29 protein-coding genes are annotated in these 15,478 nt (G+C 61.5%); 28 read left to right on the top strand and 1 reads right to left on the bottom strand.

The window, feature by feature from the left end; all coding sequences use genetic code 11:
- On the bottom strand, positions 1–207 hold a 207-nt coding region (locus PSV05_RS00475), incomplete at its 3' end, for a hypothetical protein (protein ID WP_300059868.1).
- 332 nt (positions 208–539) lie between these two features.
- Between PSV05_RS00475 and rpsJ the strand changes: the two genes are divergently transcribed.
- The 28 genes from rpsJ to PSV05_RS00615 all read left to right on the top strand — a co-directional run bounded on the left by rpsJ (position 540) and on the right by PSV05_RS00615 (position 15,437).
- Complete coding sequence (gene rpsJ, locus PSV05_RS00480; protein WP_223626372.1) at positions 540–851, top strand: 30S ribosomal protein S10; 312 nt, start codon at positions 540–542, stop codon at positions 849–851.
- 11 nt (positions 852–862) lie between these two features.
- Positions 863–1,519 carry a 50S ribosomal protein L3 gene (rplC, locus tag PSV05_RS00485; RefSeq protein WP_300059874.1) on the top strand — a complete coding sequence of 219 codons (657 nt, stop codon included), beginning with the start codon at positions 863–865 and terminating at the stop codon, positions 1,517–1,519.
- 2 nt (positions 1,520–1,521) lie between these two features.
- Positions 1,522–2,127, top strand: coding sequence for a 50S ribosomal protein L4 (gene rplD / locus PSV05_RS00490; protein ID WP_300059877.1), 606 nt, complete (start codon positions 1,522–1,524; stop codon positions 2,125–2,127).
- Positions 2,124–2,423, top strand: a complete 300-nt coding sequence (rplW, locus tag PSV05_RS00495) for a 50S ribosomal protein L23 (RefSeq protein WP_300059880.1) — start codon at positions 2,124–2,126, stop codon at positions 2,421–2,423. The genes rplD and rplW overlap by 4 nt, the downstream gene beginning before the upstream one ends.
- Positions 2,424–2,434: 11 nt before the next feature.
- Positions 2,435–3,262, top strand: coding sequence for a 50S ribosomal protein L2 (gene rplB, locus PSV05_RS00500; protein WP_300059883.1), 828 nt, complete (start codon positions 2,435–2,437; stop codon positions 3,260–3,262).
- A 6-nt stretch (positions 3,263–3,268) separates the two neighbouring features.
- Complete coding sequence (gene rpsS / locus PSV05_RS00505; protein ID WP_300059886.1) at positions 3,269–3,541, top strand: 30S ribosomal protein S19; 273 nt, start codon at positions 3,269–3,271, stop codon at positions 3,539–3,541.
- Positions 3,542–3,551: 10 nt separating this feature from the next.
- Entirely contained in the window at positions 3,552–3,887 is a 336-nt protein-coding gene (rplV, locus tag PSV05_RS00510; RefSeq protein ID WP_300059888.1) for a 50S ribosomal protein L22, read from the top strand.
- Position 3,888: 1 nt separating this feature from the next.
- The gene (gene rpsC / locus PSV05_RS00515) at positions 3,889–4,632 is read left to right on the top strand and encodes a 30S ribosomal protein S3 (RefSeq protein WP_300059891.1); all 744 of its coding nucleotides are present in this window, start codon (positions 3,889–3,891) and stop codon (positions 4,630–4,632) included.
- Between the two features lie 2 nt (positions 4,633–4,634).
- On the top strand, positions 4,635–5,048 hold the full coding sequence (gene rplP, locus PSV05_RS00520; RefSeq protein ID WP_300059894.1) for a 50S ribosomal protein L16: 414 nt from the start codon (positions 4,635–4,637) through the stop codon (positions 5,046–5,048).
- On the top strand, positions 5,048–5,233 hold the full coding sequence (rpmC, locus tag PSV05_RS00525) for a 50S ribosomal protein L29 (protein WP_300059897.1): 186 nt from the start codon (positions 5,048–5,050) through the stop codon (positions 5,231–5,233). The genes rplP and rpmC overlap by 1 nt, the downstream gene beginning before the upstream one ends.
- A gap of 12 nt (positions 5,234–5,245) precedes the next feature.
- Positions 5,246–5,509: a 30S ribosomal protein S17 gene (gene rpsQ, locus PSV05_RS00530; RefSeq protein ID WP_300059900.1), complete on the top strand. Its 264-nt coding sequence runs from the start codon at positions 5,246–5,248 to the stop codon at positions 5,507–5,509.
- A gap of 16 nt (positions 5,510–5,525) precedes the next feature.
- Positions 5,526–5,894, top strand: coding sequence for a 50S ribosomal protein L14 (rplN, locus tag PSV05_RS00535; RefSeq protein WP_036167737.1), 369 nt, complete (start codon positions 5,526–5,528; stop codon positions 5,892–5,894).
- Between the two features lie 14 nt (positions 5,895–5,908).
- Positions 5,909–6,223, top strand: a complete 315-nt coding sequence (rplX, locus tag PSV05_RS00540) for a 50S ribosomal protein L24 (protein WP_300059910.1) — start codon at positions 5,909–5,911, stop codon at positions 6,221–6,223.
- A 2-nt stretch (positions 6,224–6,225) separates the two neighbouring features.
- The gene (rplE, locus tag PSV05_RS00545; RefSeq protein WP_300059913.1) at positions 6,226–6,768 is read left to right on the top strand and encodes a 50S ribosomal protein L5; all 543 of its coding nucleotides are present in this window, start codon (positions 6,226–6,228) and stop codon (positions 6,766–6,768) included.
- An 8-nt stretch (positions 6,769–6,776) separates the two neighbouring features.
- The gene (gene rpsN / locus PSV05_RS00550; RefSeq protein ID WP_300059916.1) at positions 6,777–7,082 is read left to right on the top strand and encodes a 30S ribosomal protein S14; all 306 of its coding nucleotides are present in this window, start codon (positions 6,777–6,779) and stop codon (positions 7,080–7,082) included.
- Between the two features lie 190 nt (positions 7,083–7,272).
- A complete protein-coding gene (gene rpsH, locus PSV05_RS00555) occupies positions 7,273–7,668 on the top strand; it encodes a 30S ribosomal protein S8 (RefSeq protein WP_300059919.1) in 396 nt (131 codons plus the stop codon).
- Between the two features lie 13 nt (positions 7,669–7,681).
- Positions 7,682–8,209, top strand: a complete 528-nt coding sequence (rplF, locus tag PSV05_RS00560) for a 50S ribosomal protein L6 (RefSeq protein ID WP_300059922.1) — start codon at positions 7,682–7,684, stop codon at positions 8,207–8,209.
- Positions 8,210–8,253: 44 nt separating this feature from the next.
- Positions 8,254–8,607: a 50S ribosomal protein L18 gene (rplR, locus tag PSV05_RS00565; RefSeq protein ID WP_300059925.1), complete on the top strand. Its 354-nt coding sequence runs from the start codon at positions 8,254–8,256 to the stop codon at positions 8,605–8,607.
- A 180-nt stretch (positions 8,608–8,787) separates the two neighbouring features.
- The gene (gene rpsE, locus PSV05_RS00570; RefSeq protein ID WP_300059928.1) at positions 8,788–9,318 is read left to right on the top strand and encodes a 30S ribosomal protein S5; all 531 of its coding nucleotides are present in this window, start codon (positions 8,788–8,790) and stop codon (positions 9,316–9,318) included.
- Positions 9,311–9,532: a 50S ribosomal protein L30 gene (gene rpmD / locus PSV05_RS00575; RefSeq protein WP_300059931.1), complete on the top strand. Its 222-nt coding sequence runs from the start codon at positions 9,311–9,313 to the stop codon at positions 9,530–9,532. Before rpsE ends, rpmD begins: the two co-directional genes overlap by 8 nt.
- A complete protein-coding gene (gene rplO / locus PSV05_RS00580; protein WP_300060102.1) occupies positions 9,532–9,975 on the top strand; it encodes a 50S ribosomal protein L15 in 444 nt (147 codons plus the stop codon). Before rpmD ends, rplO begins: the two co-directional genes overlap by 1 nt.
- Before the next feature lie 7 nt (positions 9,976–9,982).
- Positions 9,983–11,335, top strand: a complete 1,353-nt coding sequence (secY, locus tag PSV05_RS00585) for a preprotein translocase subunit SecY (protein WP_300059934.1) — start codon at positions 9,983–9,985, stop codon at positions 11,333–11,335.
- Between the two features lie 348 nt (positions 11,336–11,683).
- Positions 11,684–12,040: a 30S ribosomal protein S13 gene (rpsM, locus tag PSV05_RS00590; RefSeq protein WP_300059936.1), complete on the top strand. Its 357-nt coding sequence runs from the start codon at positions 11,684–11,686 to the stop codon at positions 12,038–12,040.
- Positions 12,041–12,050: 10 nt separating this feature from the next.
- Positions 12,051–12,443, top strand: a complete 393-nt coding sequence (rpsK, locus tag PSV05_RS00595; RefSeq protein WP_300059939.1) for a 30S ribosomal protein S11 — start codon at positions 12,051–12,053, stop codon at positions 12,441–12,443.
- 19 nt (positions 12,444–12,462) lie between these two features.
- Positions 12,463–13,092, top strand: coding sequence for a 30S ribosomal protein S4 (gene rpsD, locus PSV05_RS00600; protein ID WP_300059942.1), 630 nt, complete (start codon positions 12,463–12,465; stop codon positions 13,090–13,092).
- Positions 13,093–13,141: 49 nt separating this feature from the next.
- Entirely contained in the window at positions 13,142–14,140 is a 999-nt protein-coding gene (gene rpoA, locus PSV05_RS00605) for a DNA-directed RNA polymerase subunit alpha (protein WP_300059945.1), read from the top strand.
- Between the two features lie 290 nt (positions 14,141–14,430).
- Positions 14,431–14,805: a 50S ribosomal protein L17 gene (gene rplQ, locus PSV05_RS00610; protein ID WP_300059948.1), complete on the top strand. Its 375-nt coding sequence runs from the start codon at positions 14,431–14,433 to the stop codon at positions 14,803–14,805.
- A gap of 113 nt (positions 14,806–14,918) precedes the next feature.
- Positions 14,919–15,437: a disulfide bond formation protein B gene (locus tag PSV05_RS00615; RefSeq protein WP_300059950.1), complete on the top strand. Its 519-nt coding sequence runs from the start codon at positions 14,919–14,921 to the stop codon at positions 15,435–15,437.
- The last annotated feature ends 41 nt before the right edge of the window (positions 15,438–15,478 follow it).

Below are 15,478 nucleotides of genomic sequence, written 5' to 3' on the forward strand. Positions count from 1 at the left end.
ATCCGCGAAGGTGGCCGTACCGTCGGCGCCGGCGTGGTCGCCAAGATCATCAAGTGAGGCTCTTAAATTAAGAGCGCCGGCTGAGATAGAAGGACGCGCATCAGCGCGTCCTTCTGGCCAAATATCGGTGAGGCAGGATGCCGAACGTGCACTGCTCCCGGCATGGATACCGGTGAATCTAGAGAAAAATTGAAATCGCGCTTGCATCGGGCGGTTTCATGACGTTAGAATGCAAGACCACTAGCGGCAAGTCATTTCGGATTGCTCGCGGATAGCGAAAAGAGGTGCAGGAAGCACCTCGTATTCGCCAGACATGGAGATGTCGCGCGGCAGGGCCTCGTCCGTTCCGGAGATTTCCGGGACACATTGACGGGGCCACTCGTGCGTTCATGCAATCCATCTGGCGGACCGGGCAACCGGCCCGCTTTTTGTTTCAGCCGCTTTTCTTCACCAAGCGGTACTGCAAGACCGTTGTTTCCACGGGGTGTGGCGCACCTAGCCGTCCACCTGTCGCTCTTTAGATACAAAGGACTCCTCCCATGGCGGACCAGAAGATTCGCATCCGGCTGAAGGCGTTCGATCATCGTCTGATCGACCGTTCGGCCAGCGAGATCGTCGAGACGGCCAAGCGGACCGGCGCGCAAGTGCGCGGCCCGATTCCGCTGCCGACCAAGATCGAGCGTTACACCGTACAGACCTCGCCCCACGTCGACAAAGACGCGCGCGACCAGTACGAAACCCGCACGCACAAGCGCGTGCTCGATATCGTCGACCCCAATGACAAGACCGTGGACGCGCTGATGAAGCTCGAACTGGCTGCCGGCGTCGACGTCCAGATCAAGCTGACCTGAGGACGACACAGATGAGCGCGAAGAAATATTCGCTCGGCATCGTTGGTCGCAAGGCCGGCATGAGCCGCATGTTCACCGAGGACGGCAAGTCCATCCCGGTGACCCTGATCGAGGCCACCCCGAACCGCATCACCCAGGTGAAGACCGTCGAGACCGATGGCTACTCTGCTGTACAGGTGACTGCGGGCGTGAAGCGCGCCTCGCTATTGAACAAGCCGGCCACCGGCCACCTGGCCAAGGCCAAAGTGGAAGCGGGTCGCGGCCTGTGGGAACTGCGCGTGGAAGCCGATCAGATCGGTGGCTATGAAGTGGGCGGCGAGATCAAGGCCGACATCTTCAGTGAAGGCCAGATCGTCGACGTCCAGGGCGTGACCAAGGGCAAGGGCTTCCAGGGCACGATCAAGCGCTGGAACTTCAAGATGGGCGATGCCACCCACGGCAACTCGCTGTCGCACCGTTCGCCGGGCTCCATCGGCCAGCGCCAGACCCCGGGTCGCGTGTTCCCGGGCAAAAAGATGTCCGGCCACATGGGCGACGTCAACCAGACCACGCAGAACCTGCTGGTAGTCAAGGTTGACGCCGAGCGCGGTCTTATTGCCGTGCGCGGTGCCGTGCCGGGTGCGCCGGGTGGCGATGTGATCGTGCGCCCGACGAGCAAGGGAGTCTGATCATGGAACTCAACATCAACGGTAGCGCCAATACATTGTCGGTTTCCGACGCAGTGTTCGGCCGCGAGTTCAGCCAGGACCTGGTACATCAGGTCGTGGTGGCTTACCGCAACGCTGGTCGTGCCGGGACCAAGGCGCAGAAGACCCGTTCGGAAGTCAGAGGCACCACCAAGAAGTCGAAGAAGCAGAAGGGCGGCGGCGCGCGTCACGGCGCATTGACGGCCCCGATCTTCGTCGGCGGCGGCGTGACCTTCGCGGCCAAGCCGCGCAGCTTCGCGCAGAAGGTCAACCGCAAGATGTACCGCGCGGCGATGGCTGCGATCCTGTCCGAGCTGAATCGCCAGGGCCGGATCATGGTGGTCGAGGGCTTCGAGCTCGATTCGCCGAAGACCACCGGCATGATCGCCAAGCTCAAGGACCTCAACGTCGGCCAGCGTCCGCTGATCGTCACCGAGGACGCCACCGAGAACCTGTACCTGTCCGCCCGCAACTTGCGCTACGTGCAGGTCCGCGATGTGCAGGGCCTGGATCCGGTCGCGTTGGTTGGCGCCGACACCGTGGTGATGACCGCCGACGCGATCAAGAAAATCGAGGAGTGGCTGGCATGAGCACCGCCAATTTGTACGAAGTGATTCGTGCGCCGCGTGTGTCTGAAAAGACAGCGCGCCTGCAGGAAGTCTCCAACCAATACGTTTTCGATATCGCGAAGACTGCAACCAAGGCCGATGTAAAGGCCGCGATTGAGCAGATCTTTTCGGTCAAGGTTAAAGCGGTGAACGTGGTGAACGTGAAGGGCAAAGCCAAAGCCTTCAAGAATCGCCAGGGTCGCCGTAATGACTGGAAGAAGGCGTACGTCACGCTGGCCGAAGGCCAGTCGATTGACGTGATGACGGCCTCGGCCTGAGGAACTAGTCCATGGCATTGATGACATTCAAACCCACCTCGCCCGGCCGTCGTTCGATGGTCCGCGTGGTGACGCCGGGTCTGCACAAGGGCGCGCCGCATGCGGCGTTGCTTGAGCCGCAGAGCAACAGCGGTGGTCGTAATCACCACGGCCGCATCACCACCCGCCACATCGGTGGTGGCCACAAGCAGCATTACCGCGTGATCGACTTCAAGCGCGACAAGGAAGGCATCCCGGCGCGCGTGGAACGGATCGAATACGATCCCAACCGCACCGCGCACATTGCCCTGCTTTGCTACGCAGACGGCGAGCGTCGCTACATCATCGCGCCCAAGGGCCTGAAGGCCGGCGATCAGGTGATCGCGGGCCGTGATGCGCCGATCAAGGCAGGCAACACCTTGCCGCTGCGCAACATCCCGGTCGGCTCGACCGTGCATTGCATCGAGATGAAGCCGGGCAAGGGTGCGCAGATCGCGCGTGCCGCCGGCGCCGGCGTCCAGCTGGTCGCTCGTGAGGGCGTCTACGCGATGCTCCGCCTGCGTTCGGGCGAGATGCGCAAGGTGCCGGCCGAGTGCCGTGCCACCATCGGCGAAGTCAGCAATGATGAGCACAACCTCGAGAAGCTGGGCAAGGCAGGCGCCAAGCGCTGGCGCGGCGTCAGGCCGACTGTGCGTGGTGCTGCCATGAACCCGGTCGACCACCCGCATGGTGGCGGCGAGGCGAAGGCTGGCCAGGGCAACCCGCATCCGGTCACCCCGTGGGGCGTGCCGACCAAGGGTTACAAGACGCGCAAGAACAAGCGCACGCAGCAGTTCATCGTTCGCGATCGCAGGAGCTAATCGGCAATGGCACGTTCACTCAAGAAAGGCCCGTTCATCGACCATCATCTTCAGAAGAAGGTGGATGCCGCGAGTCCAAACAGCAAGAAGCCGATCAAGACCTGGTCGCGCCGCTCGACGATCCTGCCGGAGATGATTGGCTTCACCATCGCCGTGCACAACGGTCGCAACCACATCCCGGTGCTGGTCAACGAGAACATGGTTGGCCACAAACTCGGTGAGTTCGCCCTGACCCGTACCTTCAAGGGTCATGGCGGCGACAAGAAGAGCGGGAAGTAAGGAGATGACCATGGAAGCGAAAGCCATCCTGCGCAGTGCGCGCATCTCCGCCCAGAAAGTTCGTCTGGTCGCGGATCAGATCCGCGGGTTGTCGGCCGAACGCGCCGTCAACCTGTTGAAATTCTCGGACAAGAAAGCCGCCCACATGATCCGCAAGGTCGTGGAGTCTGCAATCGCCAATGCCGAGAACAACAACGGCGCCGACGTCGATGAGCTCAAGGTCAAGACCATCATGGTCGACGAAGGTCCATCGTTGAAGCGCTTCATGGCGCGTGCGAAGGGTCGTGGCACGCGCATCGTCAAGCGCACCAGCCACATCACCGTCATCGTCGGCGAGGGCAAGTAATATGGGTCATAAAGTCAATCCGATCGGCATCCGCCTGGGCATTTCCAAGGACTGGAATTCCAAGTGGTACGCCGGCAAGAAGCACTTCGCCGATTACCTGGCAGCCGACCTGAAGGTTCGCGAGATGCTTCGCAAGAAGCTGGCCCAGGCCGGCATCAGCAAGATCCTGATCGAACGTCCGGCCAACAATGCCCGCGTGACCATCCACACCGCCCGTCCGGGCGTGGTGATTGGCAAGCGCGGCGAGGACATCGAGAAGCTGCGCAAGGAAGTGTCGGACGTGATGGGCGTTCCGGCCCACATCAATGTCACCGAAGTGCGCAAGCCCGAGCTCGATGCACAGCTGGTCGCCGAGTCGATCGCGCAGCAGCTTGAGCGCCGCATCATGTTCCGCCGTGCAATGAAGCGTGCGGTCGGCAATGCGATGCGCCTGGGCGCACTGGGTATCAAGGTCAATGTCGCCGGTCGCCTAAACGGCGCCGAGATCGCGCGTTCCGAGTGGTATCGCGAAGGCCGCGTGCCGTTGCATACCCTGCGCGCGGACATCGATTACGGGTTCGCCGAAGCAAAGACCACCTACGGGATCATCGGGATCAAGGTGTGGGTCTACAAGGGCGAGATTTTCGATTTCAGCCAGGTCGGACAGGACAAGCAGGACGACTCACCGCGCAACGATCGCAATGATCGTGGCGACCGCGAGCGTCCGCGTGGCCCGCGCCGCGATCGTGGCGAAGCGAGGGATTAATCATGTTGCAACCCAAGCGAACCAAATACCGCAAGATGCACAAGGGTCGCAATGACGGCCTGGCATGGTGCGGCAATGCAGTCAGTTTCGGCGAGTATGGCCTGAAGGCCACGACGCACGGCCGTCTGACCGCGCGCCAGATCGAGGCCGCGCGTCGTTCCATCAGTCGTTACGTGAAGCGTGGCGGCAAGATGTGGATTCGCGTGTTCCCGGACAAGCCGATCACCAAGAAGCCGATCGAAGTCCGCATGGGCTCCGGCAAGGGCAACGTCGAGTACTGGGTCGCCGAGATCCAGCCCGGCCGCATGATCTATGAAATCGAGGGTGTCGATGAAACGACAGCGCGCGAGGCGTTCCGCCTGGCCGCAGCCAAGCTCTCGGTCAATACCACTTTCGTGACCCGGACGGTGCGCTGATGGAACTCAAGCAATTACGTCAGAAGTCGGCGGACGAGCTCAAGGCCCATCTGCTCGATTTGCAGAAAGAGCGCTTCGCGCTGCGCATGCAGAAGGCCACCGGCCAGCAAGCAAAGACCCACGAGGCCCGCCGCGTGCGTCGCGAGATTGCTCGCGTCAACACGCTGCTCGGGCAGCAGAAGTAAGGAGCTGCCGCGATGACCGAAATTACCAAGAAGCTGCACACGGTCGAAGGCCGCGTCGTCAGCAACAAGATGGACAAGACCGTGACGGTGCTGGTGGAGCGTCAGGTCAAGCACGCGCTGTACGGCAAGTACATCCGTCGCTCGACCAAGCTGCATGCCCACGACGCCGAGAATTCGTGCAACGAGGGCGATACCGTCCGCGTGGCCGAATGCGCGCCGATGTCCAAAACCAAGAACTGGCGCGTGGTCGAGATCCTCGCCCGCGCAGCCGAGTAAGGGAGCAGAGACAGCCATGATCCAGATGCAGAGCTATCTCGATGCCGCCGACAACTCGGGCGCCAAGGAACTGATGTGCATCAAGGTGCTGGGCGGCTCCAAGCGCCGCTACGCACACATTGGCGACATCATCAAGGTGACCGTGAAAGACGCGATCCCGCGCGGCAAGGTCAAGAAGGGCGACGTCTACGACGCCGTCGTGGTCCGCACCCGCAAGGGTGTGCGCCGCGCCGATGGTTCGTTGATCCGCTTCGACGGCAACGCCGCGGTGCTGTTGAACAACAAGCATGAGCCGATCGGCACCCGCATCTTCGGGCCGGTGACGCGTGAGCTGCGCTCCGAGAAGTTCATGAAGATCGTCTCGCTCGCGCCTGAAGTGCTCTGAGCAGGGGAACAGACATGAATCGTATCAAGAAGGGTGACCAGGTCGTGGTCACCACCGGCAACAAGAAGATCAAGGGCCAGACTGGCGAAGTCCTGCGCGTAGATGGTGAGCGCGTGTTCGTCTCCAACCTGAACCTTGTCAAGCGACACACCAAGCCGAATCCGCAAGCCGGTCAGCCCGGTGGCGTGATCGAGCGCGAGGCGTCGATCCACATTTCCAACGTGATGCCTGTCAACCCGGCGACGGGCAAGGGCGATCGCGTTGCAACCAAGGTGCTGGAGAATGGAAAGCGCATCCGCTTGTTCCGCTCCAACGGTGAGGCGATCTGATCATGAGCACGCGTCTTGAAAAGTTCTACAAAGAAGAGGTTGTGCCGAAGCTGATGAAGCAGTTCGGCTACACCAACGTGATGGAAGTCCCCAAGCTGACCAAGATCACGCTCAACATGGGCGTGGGCGAGGCGGCCACCAACAAGAAGATCCTCGAGAATGCGGTGGCCGACATGGCCAAGATCGCTGGTCAGAAGCCGATCGTCACCAAGTCGAAAGTCTCGGTGGCCAGCTTCAAGATCCGCGACGGTTGGCCGATCGGCGCCAAGGTGACCTTGCGTCGCGCCAAGATGTTCGAGTTCCTGGACCGCCTGATCAACATCTCGCTGCCGCGCGTGCGCGACTTCCGTGGCGTGTCGGGTCGTTCGTTCGACGGTCGTGGCAACTACAACATGGGCGTGAAGGAACAGATTATCTTCCCCGAGATCGACTTCGATGCTGTCGATGCGATGCGCGGCATGGATATCGCCATCACCACCACCGCGAAGACCGACGCCGAGGCCAAGGCCCTGCTCGAAGCCTTCCGCTTCCCGTTCCGGAACTGAGGACAGACATGGCCAAGACTTCCATGATCAACCGTGATCTCAAGCGCATCAAGCTTGCCAAGAAGTACGCTCCCAAGCGCGAAGCGCTGAAGAAGATCATCTCCAGCCAGGACGCATCCTACGAGGACAAGATGGATGCGGCGATCAAGCTGCAGAAGCTGCCGCGTGACTCCTCGCCGAGCCGCCAGACCACACGCTGTGTAATTACTGGTCGCCCGCGTGCCGTTTACAGCAAGTTCGGCTTGGGCCGCAACGCGTTGCGCCAGGCGACCATGCGCGGCGACGTGCCTGGCCTGCGCAAGGCAAGCTGGTAAGCCAGAAAATTTGGTAATAGTTCTGCTATAGTGGGCGGCTACCGCCCGTTTGGCAGGACGCCCCGCAAGGGGCAAACCGAAGGGCCCGCAGCGATGCGGGCCTTGCGACGCAGCAAAACATTGCGGTAACGCAATCACTACAACTCGAATTCGCATTACGCGGATATCGGTACTCATCAGGGAAACTTCCATGAGCATGACTGATCCAATCGCCGACATGCTGGTCCGCATCAAGAATGCGGCCGCTGTGGGCAAGCCGACGGTAAAGATGCCGTCTTCCAAGACCAAGGTCGCCATAGCCAACGTCCTCAAGAGCGAGGGTTACATTGGCGACGTGCGCATCACCCAGAACGGCGCCAAGGCCGAACTCGAGATCGGCCTGAAGTACTACGAAGGCAAGCCGGTGATCGAGACCCTGAAGCGCGTGTCGCGCTCGGGCCTGCGCCAGTATCGCGGCAAGGACGCGCTGCCCAAGGTCCTGAACGGCCTCGGCGTCGCCATCATCTCCACGTCCCGCGGCATCATGACCGACACCAACGCACGCCAGCAGGGCGTCGGTGGTGAAGTCCTGTGCATCGTGGCCTAAGGGAGTAACGACAATGTCCCGAGTCGCCAAGAAGCCGGTCGCCATCATCAAGGGTGTCGACCTGACCGTTCAGCCGGAACTGATCAGCGTCAAGGGCCCGAAGGGCACCCTGACCATTGCCAAGCCGGCTGGTATCGAAGTCAAGATCGAAGACGGCAACGCACTGCTGTCGGCCAACGATGTTTCGCTGGTGCCGCTGACCGGCACCCTGCGCGCGATCATCGCCAACATGGTGCATGGTGTGTCCACCGGCTTCGAGCGCAAGCTAGAGCTGGTCGGTGTTGGCTATCGCGCCGCCATGCAGGGCAAGGACCTGAACCTTTCGCTAGGGTTCTCGCACCCGGTGGTTTACGCGACGCCGGAAGGCATCACGATTACCACGCCGACGCAGACCGAGATCCTGGTCGCCGGTGCCGACAAGCAACAGGTCGGTGAAGTGGCCGCCAAGATCCGTGGGTACCGTCCGCCAGAGCCATACAAGGGCAAGGGCGTGAAGTATTCCGACGAAATCATCATCCGCAAGGAAGCCAAGAAGGCCTAAAGGCTCACCAGCCCCTGGCACTTCAGCTTTCGGAGACCAAGATCATGCTCAAGAAAATCGCCCGCCTGCGCCGCGCCAAGTCCACCCGCTCGCGCATCCGTATCCTCGGCGTGCCACGTCTGTCGGTGCTGCGCACTGGTCAGCACCTATACGCCCAGCTGTTCAGCGCCGATGGCTCAAAGGTGCTGGCTTCGGCCTCCACCGTGCAGGCCGACGTGATGGCCGGCCTGAAGAACGGCAAGAACGCCGAAGCTGCTGCCAAGGTTGGCCAGATCATCGCCGAACGCGCCAAGGCCGCTGGTTATTTGAAGGTCGCGTTCGACCGCTCTGGCTACCGTTATCACGGTCGCGTCAAGGCGCTGGCCGATGCGGCCCGTGAAGGTGGCCTGCAGTTCTGATTCACATTGAAGGCGTGGGGTTTCATCCCCATGCCTTGGGCTTGCTTTCTCGAAGCCTGCTTGCCGATGCAAGGTGCATCGGGCGCTTTGATCGGTTCCGGTCATGGCGAAACACCCGGTCCAGCCAACAACCATAAGCGGCAACGCCGCAAATATCCTTAATCAAGAAGAGACATCGAAATGGCAGATCCACGCGAATCCCGCGGTCGTCGCGACCGCGAAGAAGTCGATGACGGCATGATCGAGAAGCTGATCGCGGTCAACCGCGTCAGCAAGACCGTCAAGGGCGGCCGCCAGTTCACCTTCACCGCACTGACGGTGGTGGGCGACGGCGCCGGCAGGATCGGCTTCGGTTATGGCAAGGCGCGCGAAGTGCCGGTGGCCATCCAGAAGTCGATGGAATACGCCCGCAAGAAAATGAGCTCCGTCGAACTGAACAACGGCACCCTGTTCCATCAGGTGAAGGCTCGCCACGGCGCCGCCAACGTGTTCATGAAGCCAGCCTCCGAAGGTACCGGCGTAATCGCCGGTGGCGCGATGCGCGCCGTGCTGGAAGCGGTTGGCGTGAAGAATGTGCTGGCCAAGGCGGTCGGTTCACGTAACCCGATCAACCTGGTGCGTGCCACGATCCGCGGCCTGGAGTCGATGCACTCGCCTGCCAAGATTGCGGCCAAGCGCGGCAAGAAGGTGGAGGATCTGGCTCATGGCTAAGGACGACACCGCCCCGAAGGCGGCCTCAAAAGAGAGCCATGGCACCGTCACGGTGCGTCTGGTCAAGGGCCTGCGCGGTACCCAAGCACGTCATCGCCTGTCGGTGAAGGCGCTGGGCCTGGGCAAGCTCAACAGTGTCCGTGTGCTAAAGGACAGCCCGCAGGTACGCGGCCTGATCAACCAGCTGCACTACCTGGTCAAGGTCGAGGAGTAATCGATATGAAGCTCAATACACTCAAGCCCGCCGACGGCGCCCGTCAGGACGCACGCCGCGTCGGTCGCGGCATCGGTTCCGGCCTTGGCAAGACTTGCGGTCGCGGTCACAAGGGTTCGTTCGCACGTTCGGGCAAGGGCAAGATCAAGGCCGGTTTCGAAGGCGGCCAGATGCCTTTGTACAAGCGGTTGCCGAAGATCGGCTTCCATTCGAAGTCGTCCAATGACACTGCCGAAGTGTTGTTGTACCAGCTGGACAAGCTGCCGGCCGGTGACGTCGATTTCGCTGCCTTGCGCGCTGCAAAGCTCGTACCTCGCATTGCCAAGCGCGCCAAGATCGTGGTCAGGGGCGAAGTCACCAAGGCGTTCGCGCTGAAGGGCATCGCTGCCACCGCAGGTGCCAAGGCGGCCATCGAGGCTGCTGGCGGCAGCCTGGCGGAGTAAGACTGGCATGTCGCGAAACGCTGCTGCATTGTCCGGCTTGGCCGGTGCGGGCAAGTTCACTGAACTGCGCTCGCGCCTGCTGTTCGTGCTGGGTGCGCTGATCATCTACCGGATCGGCTGTTTCATTCCCGTGCCGGGCGTCAATCCGGCTGCGATGTTGCAGCTGATGGAGTCGCAGAAGGGCACCATTGTTGACATGTTCAACATGTTCTCCGGTGGCGCCCTGCATCGCTTCAGTATCCTCGCGCTGAACGTGGTGCCGTACATCTCCGCATCTATCGTGATGCAGTTGATGGTGCAGATCCTGCCCAGCCTGAAGGCGATGCAGAAGGAAGGCGAGTCCGGGCGTCGCAAGATCACCCAGTATTCGCGCGTTGGCGCAGTGTTCCTTGCAGTGTTCCAGGCTGCTGGTATCGCGATCGCATTGCAGCACCAGGGCGCCAGCAATGGCATCCCTGTGGTCTACAACCCCGGCCCCGGCTTCGTGATGACCGCGGTGATTTCACTGACCGCCGGCACCATGTTCCTGATGTGGATGGGCGAGCAGATCACCGAGCGCGGCATCGGCAATGGCGTTTCGCTGATCATCTTCGCCGGCATTGTTGCCGGCTTGCCTGGCGCCGTGATCAATACGTTGCAGCAGGCCAACAGCGGCGACATGCAGTGGATCACAGTGTTCTTCATCCTGGCCATCGTGATGTTGTTCACCTGGTTCGTGGTGTTCATGGAAAGCGGACAGCGCCGGATCACGGTCAATTACGCCCGCCGCCAAGGTGGCCGCAGTGCGTACATGAACCAGAGCTCGTTCCTGCCGCTCAAGCTCAACATGTCTGGCGTGATCCCGCCGATCTTCGCCTCGTCGATCATCATGTTTCCGGCCACGGCGTCCACCTGGTTCGGCCAGTCTGGCAGTACGGCTAACAACTGGCTGCAGAAGGCCAGCCAGATGCTGAACCCTGGTGAGCCACTGCATATGGTTCTGTACGCGGGCCTGATTATTGGCTTCGCGTTCTTCTATACCGCGCTGGTGTTCAACTCGCAGGAAACCGCCGACAACCTGAAGAAGTCCGGTGCCCTGATCCCGGGGATCCGGCCAGGCAAGGCCACCGCCGACTATGTCGATGGCGTGCTGACCCGGTTGACCGCGGCGGGTGCGGTGTACCTGGTGCTGGTCTGCCTGTTGCCGGAAATCATGCGCACCAAGCTGCAGACTTCGTTCTACTTCGGCGGCACTTCGCTGCTGATCGTTGTGGTGGTAGTGATGGACTTCATCGCGCAGATCCAGGCGCATTTGATGTCGCACCAGTACGAGAGCCTGTTGAAGAAGGCCAATCTCAAAGGCGGCTCGCGAGGCCGCTGAAGCAAGGCGGGTCTTGACCCGCCGGAGAACAGAAACAACCGCTGCGCCGGGCATTGAGCCCCGGCACGGCAACATGGGCGACCCGGGCGGCAGTCTCGCGCACGGGTGGTACCGAACCGATCCGCGCGCTTGAGTAGCGCGCGGGCAGGCCGCGAAAGTTTTTCCTAGGGAAAGCGATCAAGGTACTGCCAGTTCGGAGCCATCGCCGGAGCATGGGCACACTCCCCATGCCGGGCTTTCACGCTGTTATGGGTGGGGGCTTCCTGAAAACCCGAGACCACGCTATAATTTCATGTTCACTGCGCCGGATTGCCAAAAATCCGCTGCCTCGTTATCGGAGATCGCCTAATGGCGCGTATTGCGGGTGTCAACCTGCCTGCCCAGAAACACGTCTGGGTTGGGCTGCAAAGCATCTACGGCATCGGCCGTACCCGTTCCAAGCAGGTGTGCGAATCAGCCGGCGTTAATTCGTCGACGAAGATCCGCGACCTGTCCGAGCCCGACGTCGAGCGCTTGCGCGCCGAAATCGGCAAGATTGTGGTGGAAGGTGACCTGCGCCGAGAAGTCGGCATGGCGATCAAGCGCTTGATGGACCTGGCCTGCTATCGCGGCCTGCGTCATCGTCGTGGCCTGCCACTGCGTGGCCAGCGTACCCGTACCAATGCACGCACCCGCAAGGGTCCGCGCAAGGCCATCAGGAAGTAAGGGATAAATCATGGCCAAATCATCTACAGCTAAAACCAAGAAGAAGATCAAGCGCATCGTCACCGACGGCATTGCCCACGTGCACGCGTCCTTCAACAACACCATCATCACCATCACCGATCGTCAGGGCAATGCGCTGTCGTGGGCCACTTCGGGCGGCGCGGGTTTCCGCGGTTCGCGCAAGTCGACCCCGTTCGCCGCACAGGTCGCCGCCGAGAAGGCCGGCAAGGCTGCGCTCGATTACGGTGTGAAGTCGCTGGAAGTGCGCATCAAGGGTCCAGGCCCGGGGCGTGAGTCGGCCGTGCGTTCGTTGAACAACGTCGGCTACAAGATCATCAACATCATCGACGTGACGCCCATCCCGCACAACGGATGCCGTCCGCCGAAGAAGCGTCGCGTCTGACGCCGGGGAGCATAAGAAAATGGCTCGTTATACTGGTCCCACATGTAAGCTCGCCCGTCGCGAAGGCGCCGATCTCGGCCTCAAATCGCCGGCGCGCGCGCTCGATTCCAAGTGCAAGCTGGAGCAGAAGCCCGGTCAGCACGGTGCCAACGTGCGTCGCGGCAAGCTGTCCGACTACGCCACCCAGCTTCGCGAGAAGCAGAAGGTCAAGCGTATCTATGGCCTGCTTGAGCGTCAGTTCCGCAATTACTACAAGAAGGCCGCCACCAAAAAAGGCAACACCGGCGAGAACCTCCTGCAGATGCTGGAAACCCGCCTGGACAACGTTATCTACCGCATGGGTTTTGCAATCACCCGTCCGGCCGCTCGCCAGCTGGTCAGCCACCGCGGCGTGACCGTGAATGGCAAGTCGGTGAACCTGCCGTCGTTCGCGGTCAAGGCGGGCGACGCGATTGCCCTGTCCGAGCGCGCTGCAACCCAGATGCGGGTCAAGGAATCGATGACCGTTTCGCAGCAGATGGACCTCTCGCCGTCATGGGTCGAGGTCGATGCCGGCAAGTTCGCAGGTGTGTTCAAGGCCGTTCCGGATCGTGCAGACCTGCCCAGCGACATCAACGAAGCGTTGATTGTCGAGTTGTACTCGAAGTAAGCCATTGCCACCGGCCTGCGCCACGCGCAGGCCACAGGAGACACCACGAATGACGGTTACCGCCACCCAAGTGCTGCGTCCTCGCGGACCGCAGATCGAGCGTATCGCCGAGAACCGCGCCAAGGTCGTGATTGAGCCGCTGGAGCGCGGTTACGGTCATACCCTCGGCAACGCGTTGCGCCGCGTGCTGCTGTCCTCGATCCCCGGCTTCGCGATCACCGAAGTCGAGATCGACGGCGTGCTGCATGAGTACACCACGGTCGAAGGCCTGCAGGAGGACGTACTCGAAGTCCTGTTGAACCTGAAGGACGTTGCCCTGCGCATGCACAGCGGCGACACCGACACCCTGGAGCTGAAGAAGCAGGGTCCGGGCATTGTCACTGCTGCCGACATCAAGACCAGCCACAACGTCGAGGTGCTGAACCCCGACCACGTGATTGCCAGCTTGACCAAGGACGTTGCGCTGAACATGCGCCTGACCATCAGCCGCGGCTTCGGCTACCAGCCGGCTGCTGCGCGCCGTCGCCCGGACGAGGAGACGCGCACCATCGGTCGCCTGATGCTGGATGCCAGCTTCAGCCCGGTGCGTCGTGTCGCCTATTCGGTCGAATCCGCCCGCGTCGAACAGCGTACCGACCTCGACAAGCTGGTGCTTGACATCGAAACTAACGGCACCATCGACGCCGAGGAAGCCGTGCGCACCGCCGCCGACATCCTCAGCGACCAGCTGTCGGTGTTCGGCGACTTCACCCACCGTGATCGCGGTGCGGCCAAGCCAGTCGCCAGCGGTGTGGATCCGGTGCTGCTGCGCCCGATCGACGACCTGGAACTGACCGTGCGTTCGGCCAACTGCCTGAAGGCGGAAAGCATCTATTACATCGGCGATCTGATCCAGAAGACCGAAGTGGAGCTGCTGAAAACCCCGAACCTGGGCAAGAAGTCGCTCACCGAGATCAAGGAAGTGCTGGCCCAGCGTGGCCTGTCACTTGGCATGAAGCTCGAGAACTGGCCGCCGGCCGGCATCGCCTCGCACGGAATGATGGGGTAAGCAAGCGGCGTTTGCGCGGCATGCCGCGCGCCGCTTGCGAACGCCCGGCACGCTGCGCCGGGCAGGGCAAGCAAACGCGGCTAAGCCGCGGCCTTCGCCCTTGCTTTAGCTTCAAACAATGTACTTACAGCAACACGTAAACAGCCGACGGGTCAAAAGACCCGCGGCAATTCTGGCCAGGATGGCCGGTTCGGACCAACCGCAGTCCACTTGCTCGAAACTAATGAGCACAACGCCGGGATGGCGACAGCGAACTTCAATCGATCCAACATTCATCAGGAATCAATGCCATGCGCCACCGGAAATCCGGCCGTAAATTCAGCCGCACCAGCGCACACCGCCACGCAATGTTTTCGAACATGGCGGCTTCGCTGATCAAGAACGAACTGATCCGTACCACCCTGCCGAAAGCCAAGGAACTGCGTCGCGTTGCCGAGCCGCTGATCACCCTGGCCAAGGTTGATGGCGTGGCTAACCGCCGCCTGGCGTTCTCGCGCCTGCGCGACAAGGAAGCGGTGGGCACCTTGTTCACCATCCTTGGCCCGCGCTACGTCAGTCGCCCGGGTGGCTACCTGCGCATCCTCAAGTGCGGCTTCCGCGCCGGTGACAACGCGCCGATGGCGTACGTCGAGCTGGTCGATCGCCCGCAAGTGTCCGCCGAATAATCCTGCGGTAACCGCATGCGACATCGCAATATCGAAAACCCCGGTACTTCCGGGGTTTTTGGTTTTTGAGCGCGGTAGACGATAATCGAACGATTGCCTAATCAGGAGCACTCATGTCCCCGTTCCGTTGGTCGTTCCGCAGTCAGTTCCTGCTGGGTTTCGTGGCCTGTGCGGCATTGCTGGGGTACGCACTGTACGTGCAGTTCCAGTTGCAGATCCAGCCGTGTCCGTTCTGCATTTTCCAGAGGATCGCATTCGCGGCGCTGGGCCTGGTGTTCCTGGTCGGTGGCCTGCATTCACCGCGTGGTGCCGGTGCACGGCGGTGGTGGTCGTTACTGGCATTCATTGCTGCGGCGGTCGGGATGGGCTATGCGGGGCGACATTCGTGGGTGCAACTCTATCCGCCGGAAATGCCCAACTGCGGACCTGGGCTGAACTTCATGGTGGAAAGCCAGAGCTGGCTGGGCGCCGCGCGCCAGGTACTTATGGCGAATGGTGATTGCAGCGCCATCGACTGGAAATTCCTCGGCCTGAGCATGCCGATGTGGTGTCTGCTGTGGTTCATCGGTCTGGCGCTCTGGGCGTTGTACGCCGGATTCAAGCGCAGGCAGACCCATTTGTTCCGTCGGTAACGGTTGCGGTGGATGCGTGCGGACGCGATGATGCGACGCAA

The sequence above is a fragment of the Thermomonas sp. genome, from assembly GCF_029945965.1.
Lineage (GTDB): Bacteria > Pseudomonadota > Gammaproteobacteria > Xanthomonadales > Xanthomonadaceae > Thermomonas.